Origin of the sequence: Mesorhizobium sp. NPDC059054, from assembly GCF_042739215.1 — a bacterium.
Classification (GTDB): Bacteria; Pseudomonadota; Alphaproteobacteria; order Rhizobiales; family Rhizobiaceae; genus Mesorhizobium.
Genome location: NZ_JBHYHV010000001.1, coordinates 984,191 through 1,002,930 on the forward strand (window position 1 = coordinate 984,191; position 18,740 = coordinate 1,002,930).

Annotated in this window: 13 protein-coding genes; 2 read left to right on the forward strand and 11 right to left on the reverse strand. The window is 57.5% G+C overall.

Annotated features, from left to right (window positions below):
- The first annotated feature begins 56 nt into the window (after positions 1-56).
- Positions 57-1,895, forward strand: coding sequence for a hypothetical protein (locus ACFWXH_RS04755; protein WP_379117984.1), 1,839 nt, complete (start codon positions 57-59; stop codon positions 1,893-1,895).
- Between the two features lie 67 nt (positions 1,896-1,962).
- Here the strand turns inward: ACFWXH_RS04755 and ACFWXH_RS04760 are convergent, their stop codons facing one another.
- From ACFWXH_RS04760 to ACFWXH_RS04790, 7 genes are all read right to left on the reverse strand, one after another.
- Positions 1,963-3,270, reverse strand: coding sequence for a hypothetical protein (locus ACFWXH_RS04760; RefSeq protein ID WP_379117986.1), 1,308 nt, complete (start codon positions 3,268-3,270; stop codon positions 1,963-1,965).
- 228 nt (positions 3,271-3,498) lie between these two features.
- On the reverse strand, positions 3,499-4,362 hold the full coding sequence (locus ACFWXH_RS04765; protein ID WP_379117988.1) for a hypothetical protein: 864 nt from the start codon (positions 4,360-4,362) through the stop codon (positions 3,499-3,501).
- 229 nt (positions 4,363-4,591) lie between these two features.
- A complete protein-coding gene (locus ACFWXH_RS04770; RefSeq protein ID WP_379117990.1) occupies positions 4,592-5,647 on the reverse strand; it encodes a hypothetical protein in 1,056 nt (351 codons plus the stop codon).
- 14 nt (positions 5,648-5,661) lie between these two features.
- On the reverse strand, positions 5,662-6,795 hold the full coding sequence (locus ACFWXH_RS04775) for a patatin-like phospholipase family protein (RefSeq protein ID WP_379117992.1): 1,134 nt from the start codon (positions 6,793-6,795) through the stop codon (positions 5,662-5,664).
- 26 nt (positions 6,796-6,821) lie between these two features.
- On the reverse strand, positions 6,822-9,050 hold the full coding sequence (locus tag ACFWXH_RS04780; protein ID WP_379117994.1) for a ThiF family adenylyltransferase: 2,229 nt from the start codon (positions 9,048-9,050) through the stop codon (positions 6,822-6,824).
- A gap of 3 nt (positions 9,051-9,053) precedes the next feature.
- Positions 9,054-10,184 carry a hypothetical protein gene (locus ACFWXH_RS04785; RefSeq protein WP_379117996.1) on the reverse strand — a complete coding sequence of 377 codons (1,131 nt, stop codon included), beginning with the start codon at positions 10,182-10,184 and terminating at the stop codon, positions 9,054-9,056.
- Positions 10,185-10,694: 510 nt separating this feature from the next.
- Positions 10,695-14,471, reverse strand: coding sequence for a vitamin B12-dependent ribonucleotide reductase (locus ACFWXH_RS04790; RefSeq protein WP_379117998.1), 3,777 nt, complete (start codon positions 14,469-14,471; stop codon positions 10,695-10,697).
- Positions 14,472-15,161: 690 nt separating this feature from the next.
- Here ACFWXH_RS04790 and ACFWXH_RS04795 point away from each other — a divergent pair.
- Positions 15,162-15,569: a hypothetical protein gene (locus ACFWXH_RS04795; protein ID WP_379118001.1), complete on the forward strand. Its 408-nt coding sequence runs from the start codon at positions 15,162-15,164 to the stop codon at positions 15,567-15,569.
- 29 nt (positions 15,570-15,598) lie between these two features.
- On the opposite strand, the gene ACFWXH_RS04800 is transcribed toward ACFWXH_RS04795, so the two are convergent.
- The 4 genes from ACFWXH_RS04800 to ACFWXH_RS04815 all read right to left on the reverse strand — a co-directional run bounded on the left by ACFWXH_RS04800 (position 15,599) and on the right by ACFWXH_RS04815 (position 18,724).
- Complete coding sequence (locus ACFWXH_RS04800; RefSeq protein WP_379118003.1) at positions 15,599-16,282, reverse strand: aspartyl/asparaginyl beta-hydroxylase domain-containing protein; 684 nt, start codon at positions 16,280-16,282, stop codon at positions 15,599-15,601.
- A gap of 112 nt (positions 16,283-16,394) precedes the next feature.
- On the reverse strand, positions 16,395-16,886 hold the full coding sequence (locus tag ACFWXH_RS04805; RefSeq protein ID WP_054313140.1) for an NUDIX hydrolase: 492 nt from the start codon (positions 16,884-16,886) through the stop codon (positions 16,395-16,397).
- Between the two features lie 264 nt (positions 16,887-17,150).
- On the reverse strand, positions 17,151-17,648 hold the full coding sequence (gene gpt / locus ACFWXH_RS04810; protein ID WP_379118005.1) for a xanthine phosphoribosyltransferase: 498 nt from the start codon (positions 17,646-17,648) through the stop codon (positions 17,151-17,153).
- 191 nt (positions 17,649-17,839) lie between these two features.
- Positions 17,840-18,724: a universal stress protein gene (locus ACFWXH_RS04815; protein ID WP_379118007.1), complete on the reverse strand. Its 885-nt coding sequence runs from the start codon at positions 18,722-18,724 to the stop codon at positions 17,840-17,842.
- Positions 18,725-18,740 lie beyond the last annotated feature (16 nt).

The following is an 18,740-nucleotide window of genomic DNA, read 5'->3' on the forward strand; positions in this document are numbered from 1 at the left end:
TTGCCTCCAGAGCCGATATGCATTTGAACTAGCGATATATTTCCGTTGGATACTACATGAGATTGAGAATTGGGTTCGCTGCGGATTGGGCAAATGCATTGAGATCTCTTCCTGCCGCGGTAGTGTTGAGATTGCCGTATATTTCAGTGGCGATTGCTACCTGCTTGATATTGGTAGCTGGACCGCGACTTCAACTTTATAGCCTCGCGCTCCTGAACGGCGACACTCTCTCACCGTACGATGCGGTCTACAAAAGTGGGATAGGCTTCTTTCCGTCGCTTCTGGGTTGGTTTCAAGAGGGACTTATTTCCCCATTGCCTTTAGCTGGTGTCATCGTCGCTTGGATTAGCGTGAAGATAAGTCAGCCTCAAAAGCTGTTTCGCATGGCGGCAGCGGGGAGCGCGATCACCTTAACCATGATTGATATAGTTTTCATGGTTTATAATGATAATTTAAGCTTAAGCGAATTTGTCCAGACATTGTTTGCAAATCTTTTTGGAAGTGTATTTCTGGTGGCAATATTGCTGCTGATTCTTGGATTTTCGGAGGCTGTCGCTAACCATATTTCGGGTTCATTTTCCAAGCAGAGAATAATTGGCTCAATTACCTGCGTTCTGACGGCGCTGGTGGCCTCCATGACGCTCTATTATGCGACAGAGTTTTTCTATCGCCCACTTCCTGTCAGGCTTGAGTTGATTGCAGACCATCCAATCGACGGGTTTGTCGTGGTCGACAAGGAGGACCCGACCCCTTTGCGAGGTGCGGACGGCAAAACGGTCGAAAGACCGCGCTTCTCAATATTTCCAGAAGTGAAACACGGTGGCCACGTTCTCGCGAGAGGGGTCGATAGATCCCTAACAGTAGATTGGGGAGCTGCCGATACGCTGACAAAATTTGATCTCTCGATAGGCCTGTATACGGGGTGCTGGAATGCAAGCGCCTTGCCGAAGGGTGCCTCGATTGACTCGTTCATCGCGAAAGATGTGCGGCGAGTGCGTGCCAAGTTCGACGAGGGGTCTGCAAATCTGGAAATTCTCCCTCCCTCTGACTCGGATGGTAACTTCAAAGTCCGTGGTTCGGAATTATTTTCATTTTCAACAAGTGTATCCGGGGATGCTTCAAAGCTCGTAGAATTTGACCGGCATGACAAAGACAGCGTGCTCTCGTTCGAGAACTCTGATGATGAAACTTCCTTCTTCTTGGTCGCACCTTTGATGAGGATCAGAGACTCTGATTCCAGATTGTCCATGCGATCTCTGGATATATTAATCGACGATAGAAAGTATTCAATAAAATTTACACCTCCTTCTGAAAGTAAGAATGGCGATAAAGTGATCTGTCAATCTCTCGCTGGCGATATTTCGGAGAATTCTACCCTCGTTGCTCCGAGATCTGGAGTAATGGCTGGAGTGCTGTTTAGGCTGAAAGCAAGGGAGATCGACACGAATTACTCAGTGAAAACCAACACGGCCACAGTGACTGATGTTGATGCGTTGAGCCTAAGCGGCTTGAAAAGGGAGCAGTTTGGTCAGGCTCCGGCGGGTCGGTTGGAGGCCTTGTTCGTTCGAGGCACATTGACGGAAGTGAAAGTCAACGGCCAAGCCCGAGCGGTTTCTCCCGTCGACGATTTTTATGCGCTTGGAAACATGTCCGGTAGCTTCGAGGACAGCGGTAAAATTCGTATCGATGGAACTGTGACGTCGTTGTGGCACAGCAGTCATAGGATCAATCCTACCAAGTGGGAAACCTTGGATTGGGAACCTCGTGCCGGAATCGGAGTGATCATTTTAGCCTTGCTCACATGGCTGGTCAGAAGGTTTGTCGCTTTTTTCACGAAAAACGAACAGTTCGAATGGATGAGCCAATATCAGTCAATCGCACGGATCTCGCGTTAATTGGCTGCGCAATGCCAGGCTTAAGTTGACTAAGGCCGCACTTAGCGCGTCGACCCCGACACGATGCCTAAACCTTGAACTGTTTGATCAAACGAGTGATTTCCGCAAAGACGAAAAGCTCGTCCTCCGGCATCAACATGCGGGCATGCATAGTCGCCAGCCGTGACGGGTATAGACGCTGGAGCGATTCCCGCACCAATTCAGGTCGCGGAAAATGCCCACGAAACACCGATTTCCAATTGTCTTCCCGGCAAATCACCAACTCGTAATCGGTAAAATCGGCGTAGTGGATCAGCGGCCAGGCGCGACCAGAGATGTCCTTACGCTGCTTGTCCAGCCATTTGTCATAAAGTCCATTCGGCAACTTATGCCGTGGCCAGTCTTTCCCAAAAATGGCTGTCATTGAGTCATCAATGAACTTTCGGATCTGTGTCTCAAAGCGCTGCAGCCAGTCATGTACGAGGTTGTTGCGAGCGAACGAGGATTCCTGTTCGGGGTCATTGGAAAGCGGCACGGGATCGCCATATGCGGCGACCAGTACGGGCGTGTTATCATGAAGCCCGGATGCTTCGAGTCCCTCACCGAAGGCCTCGACAGGGAATTCAGTCAGAGCTGAATTGAAGCCACGGTCCAAATAAAGGGCCGCGCGGACACCGACATCCGTCCCTAAATTGGTTGGCCACGTGATAGGATCTCGCCAATCACCAAAATCGGAACGCAGGGTAGTCGCGACACCTATATCAAAGGAGGGGACCGAAACTACCAAATGGCCGATACCCTGGAGCTTGGCGAAGCCCATGATGGATGCTGCAGTGTCGTGGATGTCCAGCCATGGCTGTTTTATGGCGGTCAGTGACTCCAGCAGCGACGAGTTGTTTAGGCCATACGTGTCGTTGATATAGGCTTGGAGGTTGCCGCCGATCCTGGATATCTCGTCTAACTCGGGACGGCGGAAGCGATCGCCGAGAACCGCGATAGAACGGAACGTGGTATCGTCAACTCCGATTCCTGCGACCGTTTGGGCTATACGCAGGGGCTCATAGGTAAGGTTCAGTCCAGGCGAATAAGCAGGCAGGGTCAGGGCAGCAACCCTGTCTAGCATCGATCGCGACGATGCGGCGATCTCCGCCATGATCGCCTTGTCGCTGTAGGTAAGACCTAGTGCCGTGTCCCTGAGCGATTGTGATAAGGTACCAAGTCCAGCTGCATGGGCGGCGATGGTCGACCCGTAATCGCCAGGCAGGGCAGAAACGCCGGCCGCCACGCGCGCTATTTCGGAAGCATAGTTCCCAACGCCGTATGTTTTCGCAAGCTGTTCCTGTTCGAGAAGATGCCTCGTGGCGGTGTTAGATGAGCTGAAAGGATCTTTCACCACGCCGTTGTCTCTGATTTAGATTCGTCTCAAACATACAGCGCTCGAGCCCCCAGCGGAAAGAACAAAGTTTCCGGTTCGTTCTCTCGGTTTATAGGAGGCCACCTTGGAAAGACGTCTAAGTCAAACACCTTGACCGTGATACGCTTCAATCACAACGATTCAAAAGTCCGCGACCGGCAGCTACATCCACGAAAAGACGAACGACCGCAATGTGTACCGTGCCAGTCATTAGTTTCGAGGCGGCGGGCTTAGCAACTCGGGATCGATGGGGCAACAAGCCCAGACCATTGGGAAGGTCGAGGTCTGGCGTGCGAAATCGCTGCTCGATCTGCAGAACCATGAAAGGACCTCGAGCGTCCTCCGGAAATTCTGCTCAACTGGTTTGCAGATGATATTCTTGTGGTGCGCTACGTTATTGCGGAAGGCTCGCACGTCATCAACACCATCGTAGAGCGTCTGAAGAGTTGCTCCGCGCGGGATACTCGTGCTGTACGTATGGAGTGGGCGACTCCAAAGCTCGTTCGAGAACCTTGACGTGAAGACGTTCACCCAGAACCCGAATGGCAGTTCGCTGGTGATGAAGTTGGAGAGGTCGCCGCTTCGTCCAGCTGCTACCTCGTCTTGATAGGCTCGGGTCAATAGAGTGCCCATCTGGGAATCCGCACCTCCGATTTTTCGAATCAGTTTCGGACATTCGTACCAACGGGGACTTTTGTAGAACGCCTTGACGCGTTGAAGGGCAAAGTTTCTGATCGCCACTTCGGCAAGCTGAAGCGTTGGAAGCAGGGAAGCGGCGACAGCCGCGTTCCAAGTATGAAGGCGGAGAGCCAGCCTCTTGTCGGTTCCAATGATTGTTGCGTAGCGGGACATCCGTGGAGCGCTTACCGTCGTGTTGATCAAAATGACGGAGTTTTTGGGGAGCGATTTTTCGTCTTGAATTCGACGGTCGGCCGCTATATAGGTATCACATGCGCTGAGGGCCACTTTCCCTGTCTGGTTCGCTCCAGATACATCTGCCTCAGACACCGATATGGGGACTGGGCCTACGGGTGCCGGTCCCTTCTCTTTTTCTACTGCGTCCGCAACTTCCATTCAGCTCAACTCCCCGCCCTTAGTGCATCCGATGACGACTGATCCAGTTCACATTGGATCTGCGTGTTTAACACGCACTGTTAGTTAGCTCTATATGTCATTTTCCCAACCCAGCCTTGGAAGCGCAGCGTGTGGAAAGGCCACCGTCCCGTACCTGAGTAATTCCCAAAGTCGTTGCAATTGGGAAAACATTTTCTAGTCTTCCCAGACGTCGATTGCGCTTTTGTGCTTACTGTGCCGCAAGCCACTCAGCCCCTGCAGGCATGGTGTCTCGCCGATAAGGTAACTTGAAACCAAGTTCTCCGTCGGGCCCGTAGTAGAATGTCATGCCGATCTCAGCGAGGACATCTTCCAATATTGCTCCTACCAACTCGAACCTGGAGTGGTCGGTCCACTTTCCGTATTCGGTCCAAATTCCCTGAAGCGCGCCATGCAACCGTTCGAAAAAGGGGCGAAACCAATGCTCTCGAAGGGCTGCATCGACGGCATGCACATCCGCCAGGCTCCGACCGACGCCGTCGATATGGCCAGCTAGATAGCTGGCATACTTCATCAGATTCCCGTACTGTCCGGTAACCTCAACGATTATCTGCCCGTGATCGCCATGCACACGATAGGCTCGGATCAATTCGTTGGCTCTTTCGCGGATCGAAGTCATCGTCGAGATCAGCATCTCCGCATAACTGTCCAGCGGGTCCTCTCCCCAATCGGCGGAGATACGGCAGGCTGCGTATTCGTCCCAGCACGCCCAGGTGACCTCCCGCTTGGAATGCTGCAGAAGATCTCCGAACTGTTCCGTAAGCAGGAGGTTCGGAAACGCCCTGTCAGTCATCATAGTAACTTCGACGTGGGCACACTCGTGTGCGATTATATGGACTGACCTCTGGAAAAGCTCGTCGTCGACATCTTGGATTGGCCAAATGATGTTGGCATTCAACACTATACGGGACTTGATCATGCCATCCCGGCGAACGGTTGGCGTCATTGCGATACCGATCACGAACTCCGAACTGGGAGCGAGCACGTGAGACGTTTCGTAGCCTCGATCTAGAGAGGCCAAAGCGCCTTCATAATCTGAGGACAAGGTGATCCCGTCGAGTCTTTCGAGATCGATATGTCTGCTGATCGCTCTGGCAGCCCCCAGCACCGCTTGTCCGAGCCGAGTACCGTCTTCTTCGGCGAGGCCGGACACAGTGACACATAGGTTGATCGGCAAAGTTGCGCCTGCGGGCTCGTTGAGTTGAGTTTCTTCTGCGGTCTCGTCAGCTTTGGTGTTGTCAGTCATGGCGACAGTCTAATTCACATCGAAAGGGCGTGTTCAGTTTGCGGCGGCAATTCCTGTGCGAATTCTGGTCGAGTCTTTACGGTCATTTGCGCCACCTCATACCCGTGCCGGGCAAGCTGCTCGAAGTCGCCGCATTCCATTCTTGCGAGATGTGTCGGGTAGTTCAGACAGTACAGACACTCTTCATCCGTAAGTCCGTCGAGCGCTCCCGGCGTTTTCGCGAATGTCCTCGCGGAAGTCCCAAGCCTGAAAAGGAAACCTTTGATTTCGCCTTGGGTGATTGCCCTCATCAACATCCGCGATCGCAACGCCCTGATTTGGTCTCCCGCAACATCAAGTAGGCGAGGGGAGGCCAACCTGCCTTTCAGCATGCTTTTAAACATTCCTGTAGGAGGGCCAAGCGGCGCGGAAGCGTCGCTGACCATAAGGATATCGCAGCCTTGAAGACCATCAGCAGGTTTATACAAACACTCTAGAGCCATGTTTTCATATGCCCCACCGTCCCAGAGATGCACGGTTGAGTGTTTGGGTTCACATTGGCGCAAAGGAGTTTTGGTGGCCGGATCCGTCTGCCACCAACCGTTTTGAGGCAACCGAAGCCGAAGCCCGCCAATTACATAGGGGACCGCCGCTGAGGCCGCCATCGCCTCGGCTACCGAAAAATCAGGGCAATAGTGCCGACCGAACTGCCAGTCGCCCATAGAATCCCTTGTGAAACGCCAGTTCTTTCCTGTTTCCAGGCACGTTGTGTTGATATGCCAGACCGGACTTTCGGGAAGTTCAGAGAGCCGGAGTCTGACCTGCCATCGCTCGCTAATCAGCCAGGCAAGTACGCGCGCACGGTGTCCGAGGACACCGATATGATTGTGTAGAAGTCCACGCGCCCCTAACGCTCGGAAGCTAAAAAGGTCACCCGACAAAAGTAGTTCCCTTACAGCCGGATAGACGGACTGCAAAAACTGCGATGACGAGGGCCATTTCCCTCCAGCGGAAGATAAGATTGCGCCAGTGACGAGACTGCCGCCCGAGACAGTCGAAATCTGGGTCACCTGTTCGAAAAGGTGCTCATCCGCAAGGAACTTGAGCACGCCGAGATGGAATACAGCCGCACGGAATCCTCCTCCAGAAAGAGCGAGGCCGATCCTCATTTTGTCGTCAGTACCCCCGCCACCCATTATACCACCTCGCCGACGAGCATTCCCAACCCCTGCTCCCCTACGATCAACGACAAAGCAGGAAGGCCATCGAGGTCTGCGACAAGTGATAGTTGGCAAATTTGGTCCAGGTCCGTGGCGCTGGGGGCCACCGAGACTCCCTTTGGATGTGAGTGCCACTCACCGATGTATCGCACCTGACCACCGGATTGGTTTTGCGCGTCTTCGATCAGGCGCTGCAGGCCACGTGTGCCGCGGACGAATCCTGTCTTCGTTCCGGCACTGTCCGATGGAGCGGCAAGGGCGTGAACCGCTGCGAGATGCTTTGCTTGGTAGTCGACTACACCGACAAGGGGACCGCCGGTCTCACTCGGCAAGGACTCATCGCGCCTCGCGCTAAGTTCCTCTCGCAATCCACTCGGAATAGTTATGGTCCATCCGGCGATAGTATTCTTGACCGTCGAAGGGGGAGTGTTCACACAATCGATGCTGCCGTCGTCCCGCATCGTCCAGAAACGCAGCGCAGCGGAGTCACTGTTCGATGATTCAGCGATGCCTGCCGCTAGAAGCCCTGACAAAACGGCGATGGACGATGCTGGTATTTTGTTGGTGAGGGCGCGGCACGCTCCTGTGTATCGCAGCTGCTGACCTGGTCTGAGATGATCCTTGAGCCTAGGGTTGGCCAAGATCTCTCGGAGGTAGGTTGCCTCGATGTCTCGCAGGGTCACCGACCTGTCTGCTGCCTCAGCCATTAAAACGGCCGAACGGCCATCGGGGGTGAAGAAGGCGCACATCCGTCGGGCCTGGTACGGGGAGTCTGACAGCTGACGAGAGACCGGGACGGAGGCCGATGCATCTAGGATGATGTCGGCGTGTCGAAACGCCTCAACAAGCTCATCGCTTGGAGCACTGTCCAGGACGTTTTCCCGGATCGCTCGCGGCGTTGCATCGTGGCGAATATGTACCAATCGCACGGCGAGGTTTCCCGCCTTGCCTTGTCCGAAGTGGTCTCGTGTCAACGTATGTCGGGCGACGTTGTGGGGCAGGAAGGCGTCATTGTCGACTACCGTCCAGCGAAACAATCCCTCCCTGGATAGGTACTCGATGAGGTGTGAGCCGAGTGAACCGCCACCGACGATCACCAATTCGCGAAGGTCAGCATGCCTCCCCGAGATGATCGACGCAGCTTTCGCGTCCATCTCCAAGTGAACAGGTGCAACTTCAATGGGAAAACTGTCCAGCCCGTCAGTCTCAATCTTGGGGAACATCAACGGCACATAGCGGACCGCCTTTGCCGCGTCTGACGCGTTCCTGCTCAGAACACCCATCGCTTCGCCAATATTGCCTGGACTGGCGGTGCACAGAAAAGCCATTGGCCGTGCTGCACCGATCTCTCCGGTGCGCGGATGTATTTGGGGTAGGCTTACCAGGATGCAGGTAAGCCATCGTACGTCCTCATCGGTCTTGCCGGCACCAAGCCATTCGATGATCGATTGCTTCAAGGGCGCGACCAGGTCGGCATTTCTTGCTGCCAATAGATTCGCAAGCTGACCTAGCGTTCTAGGTGCCTTGCGCATCCGCTTCATCGTTTCCGGCGCTACGTCCAAGTACAGAACATGCAAGTGTAGCTGTCCTTTCGCATCCTGCCCTTTGCCCGCACTGGTGATTATCAGGAAACGCTGCAGCTGGTCGGCGGTCCAAATGCTAAGCTTGCCGTTGACGCTCATGGCCTTGACCGCGTCCTGGGTAACGATGATCTCGTGGTTCCCGTCATAGAGGAAGAAAGAATCGAAGGGCTGGTCATCTCCATGAAGCTCGCCTTCGCAAGCCTTTATGAACCAGACTTGGATTCGAGCCATGAGTTCGGAGGCTGTGTAGCCGCCACGGATGTCTTGCCACGGCCGGTCGTCCACACATAGGAGACTCGGGAAACCTTCCGGCACAAGATTCTGGTGGGGAGTGTCCGGAAAGTCGGACCGCCCTATGGCGATCAACGGAGGAGCGCTGTTGTCTGGCATGAAGCAGACGGAGACCGCCTCTGTGGCGTTGATCGGGTAGACCGGACGCTGTGGCACCCCAATGTCGATCTCAAAGGTGACGATCTCGACCCCTTTCGTGGGCAACTTGCGGCATTCAATTGGCCGCGCAAAATCCGAGCATGCCTTCGCGACATGGATCGCGAAAGCGCGTGCCAGGGGGATGGCGAGCTCATCTGTTGTAATTGGCTCGCTCGCTTCCGGCCGCCACATGCGTTAACCCGCTCGTGTCGTAGTGGCCGAGGCTACACTTGCAACGGTCGCCGCAGTGGTCATCACCACCGCTACCCCGGTCGCTGAGATTTTCAGCTTGATCGGTTTTGGCTTGAATTCCGTCGGTGTTTCCATCGTGACCTTGAACTGTCCGTTCGAGTCTTTGATGATCTTCTTGTAGTAATTCGCAGCCTGTCGGTGTGGAGGCTGCTTATCCTCGTCCTCAGGCGTTCCCTTCGCGGGAATGGGCCAGCTCGGAGAAACGATGATCTCTTGCTGGCGTGCAAGCTCCTCGAACAGCCATTTCACATCCTCGACGGGTTCCGTGATGTCTTCGCCTTTTTCAGGCGACAGGGACTTGTAAGAGCAATGGTGGAAGAGCTTCAGTATGTCCCAGCGCAGACGGTCTTCATTTCCATGGTTCCTTGATGTGCGGACGATCTGCGACAGTGACTCATGGTCGATGTCAGCTCCCAAAAGGGCATAGCTCTCGCTCAAGCCCTCCCGTGCCGTCATTTGCACAACAATGGAGCATTCATTCCGGTCTTCGAGACCTTCGTCGGTTCGCCAAGCGAATGGACTGTGGACGAAGAACTCTACCTGTCCCGCGTCCCATTTCGAAAACCCTGGAACGAGTTCGCCAGCATTGACGATACAGTCGGCCCGATCCTCTACGGTAAGGTCCCATTCAGCGAGATACGCGGCGAGCCTCTCGGGGCGTGAGAAGACCTTGATGCCGTAGCCTTCTTTCAGACGGTGACGCGCTTCGGCCCGAATAGTCCAGGCATCACCCTCGAGGGAGGTCTCGGTAATCGCGGCCGCGGGCACCCACAGCTCATCGATCTTTACGCGGTCATCTCCTTGAAGGATCCGGGCGTGGTCAAACCAGAAGAAGTCGCGGGCACCGCAGATGTGATCGTCATCGAGGTGAGTGAAGGCGACTCCCCGAAACGATTCACGGCCAGCATCATCCAGCTCTTCGCGGAGTGCCTTTGGTAGGTCAATACGCTTGTCCGTCGAGTCGCTAGCAACTCGCATGTTCGCGTAATCCATCAGGATCAAATCGTCGTTAGCGAGTCGGATCAGCGTCGTGTCGGCATTCCCGAGGGGGAAGAATGTTAGATAGGCGGGCATGGTGTCGTCCTTTGAATGACCCTGAGAAAATCCAGGCCGCACCTCCCCAAGTACGGCATGTTTCTATTTTGTTCCTTTTGCGATTTCCCGGACGCCGATAAAGCGCCCGGGACAGTTCTTAAGACCTCATCTTTGAGGGGAGCGGTTCGGAAGCCGCTCCAGGTTGTCTTGCAGGTTTGTCGTTTCTGACAAGTGCCTGATTTTGCTAGGTTTGGGTTGGAACTTTGGCTCCTAAGTACAGAACTTTGGGTCTCCCACCAATTACGGCATTTGCACTCGTATCTCGCTCATGCGGTCGCAGGTGTCGCACTTAAGTCGCCCGCCCTTTGTCATCATGAGTTTCCGAACTCGAAAGCATTTGTTGTCTTGGGCGTTCCAAATCCGGCCATCAGATCACTCGAATTTGGTTCCTCCAAAGGTGTTGGACAAACCGATCTACCTTTTGCGGACATGTTGATCGCTGCTGGGACAAACCTCGTTACTTGTCACAATTATGATTTTAAACGACTATCAGCTGCACCCGCTGGTCGCGCCGCAGGTGTCGCACTTCTCGCAGGTGCCGTTGCGCACCATCGTGAAGTTCTGGCATTCCGAGCAGCTGTTGCCGGTGTAACCCTGCAGCAGCGACTTGGCGCGGCGGTCGGCGGCGAGCTTCTTCGCCTCGGCGGCTTCCTGTGCGGCTGCGTCGGTGAACAGCGCCGAAGTCGCGGTGTCTTCCGTGACTTCTTCGAAAGCGATGTCCTCGGCCAGTTCCTTCGCGCGCTCCTCATAGTCACGCTTGTAGGCAAGCGCGTCTTCGGCACTCGGCTTCAACGCCAGCACGTTGGAGCCTGCGAAGGCGGTCGATGCCGGGCGGGCAGGGGCGGCGGGTGCCTGGCTGCCGCCGAAGCCCTTGGGCTCGGCTCCGAGGTTCGACACCAGCTTCACCGGCGAGACGCCGCGATAGAGCCCCTTGGAGAACGGCGTCGTCTTGCCTTCAGTGATGCCCTTGCCGAGCGAGGTCTTGTCGAGGTCCGACTGGTCGACATGGGCGAGGTCGTGCCGCGACAGGTAGGAAACCGCCAGTTCGCGGAACACATAGTCGAGGATCGAGGTGGCGTTCTTGATGGCGTCGTTGCCGACGACCATGCCGGCCGGTTCGAACTTGGTGAAGGTGAAGGCCTCGACATATTCATCCAGCGGCACGCCGTACTGGAGACCCAGCGAGATGGCGATGGCGAAGTTGTTCATCATGGCGCGGAAGGCAGCACCTTCCTTGTGCATGTCGATGAAGATCTCGCCGAGGCGGCCGTCATCGAACTCGCCGGTGCGCAGGTAGACCTTGTGACCACCGACGATCGCCTTCTGGGTGTAGCCCTTGCGGCGGTTCGGCAGCTTCTCGCGGTCGCGATAGAGCCGTTCCACCACGCGCTCGACGATCTTCTCCGTCACCTGCACGGCCTTCGCGGCGGCGGGCGCGGCGATCAGCGCTTCGACGGCGTCGTCTTCGTCCTCGTCGTCATCGGCGATGAGCGAAGCGTTGAGCGGCTGCGACAGCTTCGAGCCATCGCGGTAGAGCGCGTTGGCCTTGAGCGCGAGCTTCCACGACAGCATGTAGGCGCTCTTGGCGTCCTCGACCGTCGCTTCATTCGGCATGTTGATGGTCTTGGAGATGGCGCCCGAGATGAAAGGCTGGGCTGCCGCCATCATGCGGATGTGGCTTTCCACCGACAGGTAACGCTTGCCGATCTTGCCGCAGGGATTGGCGCAATCGAACACCGCATAGTGCTCGACCGTCAGGAAGGGAGCACCTTCCAGCGTCATCGCACCGCAGACATGGACGTTGGCAGCCTCGATCTCCTTCCTGGAGAAGCCCAGCGCCGGCAGCATCTCGAAGGAGAAGTCGCCGAGCTGTTCGTCGGTGAAGCCGAAGGTCTCCTTCACCCAGTCGGCGCCGAGCGTCCACTGGTTGAAGACGAACTTGATGTCGAAGGCGCTCTTCAGCGCTGCGTTCACCGCCTCGATCTTCTCGTCGGTGAAGCCCTTGGCCTTCAGCGACGACGGGTTGATGGCGGGCGCCTGGTTGAGGTTGCCGTGGCCGACGGCATAGGCCTCGATCTCGGCGATCTGGCTTTCCGAATAGCCGAGCGTACGCAATGCCTCGGGCACGGCACGGTTGATGATCTTGAAATAACCGCCGCCGGCCAGCTTCTTGAACTTCACCAGCGCGAAATCGGGCTCGATACCGGTGGTGTCGCAATCCATCACCAGGCCGATCGTGCCGGTCGGTGCGATCACGGTTGCCTGCGCGTTGCGGTAGCCGTGCTCTTCGCCGAGCTCGATGGCGCGGTCCCAGGCCGCCTTGGCATGCTGGCCGAGCTCGGCCTGCGCCAGGTCGGCATGGACGAGCGGAACGGGATTGACCGCCAGCTTTTCGTAGCCGTCCTTGTCGCCATAGGCGGCGCGGCGGTGGTTGCGCATGACACGCAGCATGTTGACGGCGTTGCGGTCATAGTCCGGGAAGGCTCCGAGTTCGGAGGCCATCTCGGCCGAGGTGGCATAGGCGACGCCGGTCATGATCGCGGTGAGCGCCGCGCAGATGGCGCGACCCTCTGCCGAGTCGTAGGGAATGCCGGAGGTCATCAGCAAGCCGCCGATATTGGCATAGCCGAGGCCGAGCGTGCGGTAATCGTAGGAGAGCTTGGCGATCTCCTTGGATGGGAACTGCGCCATCATCACCGAGATCTCGAGCACGATGGTCCACAGACGGGTGGTGTGCTCATAGGCTGCGATGTCGATCTCGCCATTTTCCTGGCGATAGGGAAGCAGGTTGATCGAAGCCAGATTGCAGGCGGTATCGTCCAGGAACATGTATTCCGAGCACGGGTTCGACGCGCGGATGGCCCCGGCCGACGCACAGGTGTGCCAGTCGTTCATGGTGGTGTTGAAGTGCAGGCCCGGATCGGCCGAAGCCCAGGCGGCGTAGCCGATCTTTTCCCACAGATCCTGGGCCTTCAGCGTCTTCAAGACCTTGCCGTCCTTGCGGGCGGTCAGGTGCCAGTCGCCGTCGGTCTCGACGGCGCGCAGGAAGTCGTCCTTCAGCGAGACGGAGTTGTTCGAGTTCTGGCCGGAGACGGTGAGATAGGCCTCCGAATCCCAGTCGGTATCGTAGGTCTTGAAGTCGAGCGCGGTGTAGCCCTGGCGCGCGAACTGGATGACGCGCTGGATGTAGTTCTCCGGTACCGCGTTCTTCTTGGCGGCTTTGATCTCGCGCTTCAGCGCGGTGTTGATGGCTGGGTCGAAGCAGTCGTCGTCCTGGCCTTCGCAGTTGACGCAGGCCTTCATGATGGCGTCGAGGTGCTTCTTGACGATCTTGGAGCCGGCGACCAGCGAGGCGACCTTCTGCTCCTCCTTCACCTTCCAGTCGATGAAGGCTTCGATATCGGGGTGGTCGGCGTCGACGATGACCATCTTGGCGGCCCGGCGTGTCGTGCCGCCCGATTTGATGGCGCCGGCGGCGCGGTCGCCGATCTTCAGGAAGCTCATCAGGCCTGACGACTTGCCGCCGCCCGAAAGCTTTTCGCCTTCGCCACGCAGATAGGAGAAGTTCGAGCCGGTGCCGGAGCCGTATTTGAACAGGCGCGCCTCGCGCACCCACAGGTCCATGATGCCGCCTTCGTTGACGAGGTCGTCACCGACGGACTGGATGAAGCAGGCATGCGGCTGCGGATGTTCGTAGGCCGACTTGGATTTGGTCAGCTTGCCGGTGAAGGGGTCAACGTAATAGTGGCCCTGGCCGGGGCCGTCGATGCCGTAGGCCCAGTGCAGGCCGGTGTTGAACCACTGCGGCGAATTGGGCGCCACGCGCTGGGTGGCGAGCATGTAGGCCAGCTCGTCGCGGAAGGCGGAAGCGTCTTCCTCGGAAGCGAAATAGCCGCCCTTCCAGCCCCAGTAGGTCCAGGTGCCTGCGAGACGGTTGAAAACCTGGCGGGCGTCGCGCTCCGAACCATAGCGCTCGTTCTCGGGCAGTTTGGCCAACTCGGCTTCGTCGGCGACCGAACGCCAGAGGAAAGAGGGGACGTCGTTCTCTTCGACCTTCTTCAGACGCGCAGGCACGCCCGCCTTGCGGAAATATTTCTGTGCCAGGATGTCGGCCGCAACCTGCGAGAACTGCGCGGGCACGTCGATGTCGTCGAGGCGGAACACCACGGAGCCATCCGGATTCTTGATCTCGGAAAGCGCCTTGCGGAATTCGATCTCCGCATAAGCCGATTGTCCTGGCTTGGTGAAACGCCGCTCGATGCGCATCGTCGTGGTTCCTTCTTGTCTATATATAGCGCTTTTTGCGGGTGTTTGCCCGATCCCTTTCCAAAAAGCGCACGTCCCAGTTTTCCGGCCGCCTCGCAACAGCCGGGGTTCCTCGCCGCGCCCTGCCGTCGACTTGCCGTTTTCTGCTTCTTGCGAAGCCTTGATCAGCCTGCCGACAGACCCGCGCGGGTCCCTCAAATCTGAAAAATTTCCGATTCCCTCATTGGAGGGGTCTTCACATTATCTAGGGCTGAGCTTGGCTGCAAACACTAAATATAGTGTTAACAGGTCATTTATTCCAGCCGTAAATGTCTCCTTTTCGGTGTTTCGAACCCGACAAACACCACGCCTCCGCCGGCCTAGTGGTTAAGGCGGAAAACGAGCGAAAACGCACAAATTCCTGGGAAAAAGACCGGCCTCGAAACTTTCCGGTCGCGCCCGAAACACGAGCACATGACCTATAAAAGTCGACTCGCCCCAAGGCGTCAAGAGTTCGTTTTTGTAGATTTTGTGACCCCAATATATTGTGTGTCACATATGTGGATAATGGGGAGAAAATCATCTGGAAAAAGTGATTGCCGCCCCCGGTAATTTGCCGGTGACGGCTTGCTTGTTCAGCCCGCGCGCGTAAAAGAGGCGCGGGGGAAATATGGCTGAGAGGGAACGGCCGTCACGCAACTGGGGTGACAGTTGAAAGCCTATTTCGTCCGCAAGTCCGCCGACTGCGAAGTCGTCGGGCTGTTTGTTGCTCCATCACTCGTATTGCTTGCCGCGCTGGTCGATGAATGCTGCGACCCGGCGATCTGCGACTATGCGGCGGCGCCGATGGGCGGTCTGCTGGTTCCCGGCCCGACTCAGACGCAATGGCCGCTGGATGAGGGCGGCTCCGAAACCGGTTTCGAGAACGTGACACTGTCCCAGCAATGGGATGACGAATTGCGCGAAGGCGGCGAACTCGAATGGAAGCCGCTGAAGCCGGCGGCGCTCAAGATGATCCGCGAATGGTCTGGCACGGGCGCCCCGACCGCCGGTGGTTCGCCAAAACGTGCGGCACCACTCGATGAAGCCGCCGGGTCTTCATCGCAGGGCGAGACTTGAGGCTGGTCGGCGATGAACAAGGCTATCGGTCAGGCTGAATAGGATACCCCACGATAACGCATGCCAAGCTGGACGACGCTGACGATCGCGCGCGACAGCACTTCCATGTCGGCTGGCATATGCGGACGCCATACGTCCAGAAGTAGCGCCGTACGCGGCTGATCGGACAGGTTCATGACCTCGTGCGGATAGGTGTCGTCCCACAACAGGCATTCACCATCGGAGATGCGGTGCTCCTCGTCATCGATCATCATGATCGTCGCCGGTCTGCCGCCGGGCAGGCGTGGAATCTGCAGCCCTAGATGAAAACGCATGATGCCGCGGAACGGACCGCGATGGCGCGGGATATGCTTGTGGGGAGCGAGGAAGGAGACCGCCGCCGACTTCACCTCCGGACACTCGGCAAGGATCGAGGCGAGCACCGGCATACGCGCAAGGTTTGCCGCCACCGGGATGTCATAGGCCTTGAGCACGAACATGCGCCAGTCCAGCCCGTCATTGGCAGAGATGTCGGCCTGTTCGGGCATGATCTCGTGAAAGCGCGGCACTTTTTCCGTTCGCACGACAAGCGCCTCGTCGCGGATTGCCTGCCATGCATCGGTGAAACGTGAAGAATTGGGGAAATCGGCCGCGGCACTAAGAATTGGCGGAGTATGGATCCGGCTTTCATAGATCCGCCGCACCGTACCGGAAGCACTGTCATAGAATGACATCGCTCATCTCCAGCTCTGCCCGAGACAAAGACGACAATAAACTCGGCCGAACCGTCTTGGTTCCGGTCGGGCGGCATTGGTGCGGCGGCTGAAATGGCGTCTGCGAAGAGACTCAGGCGGCGAAACGCTTCGGATTTTCACCGAAATACGCAATGATCTGGCCAAGATCCGGCTCGTTGACCATGCGGGCGGCTTGGGCTGGTGTCACCCATTTGCGCTCGCGCTCATGCCGTTCCTTCCACTTGGAGGCCACATCCGTGACCTTGAGCGGAAACACCAGCACCTCGCAAGGCACCTGCTGGCCGGTCGACAAGGCCTTGGCGTAGAAGTAGCGGCCGACTTCGAGCGTCGAAACGGCACCTCTCAGCCCGGCTTCCTCGCCCGCCTCGCGGGCTGCCGCCTCGCACAGCGGTTCGCGTGCTTCCGGCCAACCCTTGGGCAGAACCCAGCGGCCGGTATCGCGGCTGGTGATGAGCATCACTTCGATGGAACGGCCATGCGAGCGCCAGGGCAGGGCGGCGACCTGCAGGCGTAGCGGAACCGTGCCGAAAAGTTTTCTTACCCTTTCGGCCAGATTGGCGTTTGCTAGAGGTCCGTTCAACATTCGAAAGTCACCGCAAGAAACCGAAACTTCTTTGCCGTCTCACGAAATATGGGCGCTATTTTGCGAAACAAAAGTAAAAACCGCACACAACTTCCGAAAAACATGCGTGCAGGCGGGAAAAACTGTGCAAAGCGGGCTGAAAAAGGAACATTTCCGCCTTGCCGATGGCCAACGCCCATCGTTCAGGCGAGGCCCGTGTCCTTGATTCGGATGCGCGCCGCTTGAGCGAAGCCGTTCGGAACGGCAAAGAAACTGTAAGTCAGTCTAGCCGGCGTGGTCGTCGGCGATCGGCTTCTGGTAGGTGAAACCCATATCCCATGGGAAGTAGATCCAGGTATCCTGGCTGACTTCAGTGACAAAGGTATCGACCAGAGGGCGACCCTTCGGCTTGGCGTAGACGGTGGCGAAATGCGCCTTTGGCATCATCGCGCGAACGATGCCGGCTGTCTTGCCGGTGTCGGTGAGGTCGTCGACTATGAGGACGCCGACGCCATCATCAGCGAGCAGCGAAGGCTCGATATGCTTCAGAACCTGCAACTGCCCCTGGGATGTATAGTCGTGGTAGGAAGCGACACACACCGTCTCGATGATGCGGATGCCGAGCTCGCGCGAGATGATTGCCGCGGGCACCAGCCCGCCGCGGGTGATGCAGACGATTGCTTTCCATTGTCCATTGACGCCGGACAGCCGCCAGGCGAGCGCACGCGCATCGCGGTGGAACTGGTCCCAGGAAACGGGAAAGGCCTTTTCGGGTAGGGACATCGCGCACTCCGCAGGCGCGCCGGTCGCGCGCAGGATTTGAGGAATGCGGGCGGAATTAGCCGGAAAGCTGCGCCTTTGGCAAGAGGTGTGCAGTGGGCGCGGTGGCGTGGTGCCAGGATATCCACGGCCATGAAGCGCGTTGCCACGCCATTATGCCTCTGACCGGCCTTCTGAAAGGGATCGCTTCCGCGCTACCGGGATAGGAACGCCGTCACCGGCGAGGAACGCAACACGGTTCTTGTCACGCCGCCATAGAGCAATCGGTGCATCCAGGAGTGGCTGTAGGCGCCGATGACGATCAGATCCGCTCCGGTCTCGACAAGGCGGTTCTGAACGGCATCCTCGACGGTGCCGCCCTTTGCTTGCCGGGTCGCCACGCTGGCTTTCACGCCATGGCGGGTCAGGGCCGCTGCAATTCCAGCGCCTCCCAGTCCTTCCTCGTCGCTGTCTTCGCCGGGATCGACCACGAAGACTTCGACCTTTTCGGCCTCGATCATGAAAGGCAGGGCATCGAAAGCCGCACGCGCCGCCTCGCGGCTGCCGTTCCAGGCCAGCATCACATGGCGGAAGCTGGCGGCGATCGGTCCGCTGTGCGGCACTACAAGCACCGGCCGACCCGCGTCATAGACGAGTGAACCGATATCGGCATTGGTGTCGCTGTCGGCATCACGCTGGGCGGCAACCACAATGTCCGCGGTTCGCACACTGGCGAGGCTGGAGAGCGCGCTGTCGCCCGAGAATGTTTCTTCGGCCCGCCATTCGAAGGAGAGGCCGGAGGGCTGCAGTTTCTTTTGAAAGACGGTACGCAGCTTGGCCGAGCGTTCCTTGTTGAGGTCGGCCGAGACTTGCATGAATTCGGTGTCGGGGAAGCCGGTGGCCGAAGTGTAGGGCATCGGCAGCGCCTCTGCGTGGACACCGATGACATGCGCCTTGAAGCGGGATGCCAGCGCGATGGCGCCATCCAGCACGCGCTCGGCGTCCTGTTCGCTCTGCACGATGGCGACGATGGTCTTGAACGGCATGGAACCCTCCTCCTGCACTCTCCGTCCGTTGCCGGCATCGTCCACAGCGGACATGTCGAGCACTTCCCGG

Excerpts from the sequence above, each read along its gene's own strand:
- ACFWXH_RS04755 (WP_379117984.1), top strand. The coding sequence starts at position 57 with ATGAGATTGAGAATTGGGTTCGCTGCGGATTGGGCAAATGCATTGAGA.
- ACFWXH_RS04765 (WP_379117988.1), bottom strand. The coding sequence starts at position 4,362 with ATGGAAGTTGCGGACGCAGTAGAAAAAGAGAAGGGACCGGCACCCGTA.
- ACFWXH_RS04815 (WP_379118007.1), bottom strand. The coding sequence starts at position 18,724 with ATGTCCGCTGTGGACGATGCCGGCAACGGACGGAGAGTGCAGGAGGAG.
- ACFWXH_RS04805 (WP_054313140.1), bottom strand. The coding sequence starts at position 16,886 with ATGTTGAACGGACCTCTAGCAAACGCCAATCTGGCCGAAAGGGTAAGA.
- ACFWXH_RS04775 (WP_379117992.1), bottom strand. The coding sequence starts at position 6,795 with ATGAGGATCGGCCTCGCTCTTTCTGGAGGAGGATTCCGTGCGGCTGTA.
- ACFWXH_RS04800 (WP_379118003.1), bottom strand. The coding sequence starts at position 16,282 with ATGTCATTCTATGACAGTGCTTCCGGTACGGTGCGGCGGATCTATGAA.
- ACFWXH_RS04785 (WP_379117996.1), bottom strand. The coding sequence starts at position 10,184 with ATGCCCGCCTATCTAACATTCTTCCCCCTCGGGAATGCCGACACGACG.
- ACFWXH_RS04780 (WP_379117994.1), bottom strand. The coding sequence starts at position 9,050 with ATGTGGCGGCCGGAAGCGAGCGAGCCAATTACAACAGATGAGCTCGCC.
- gpt (WP_379118005.1), bottom strand. The coding sequence starts at position 17,648 with ATGTCCCTACCCGAAAAGGCCTTTCCCGTTTCCTGGGACCAGTTCCAC.
- ACFWXH_RS04770 (WP_379117990.1), bottom strand. The coding sequence starts at position 5,647 with ATGACTGACAACACCAAAGCTGACGAGACCGCAGAAGAAACTCAACTC.
- ACFWXH_RS04790 (WP_379117998.1), bottom strand. The coding sequence starts at position 14,471 with ATGCGCATCGAGCGGCGTTTCACCAAGCCAGGACAATCGGCTTATGCG.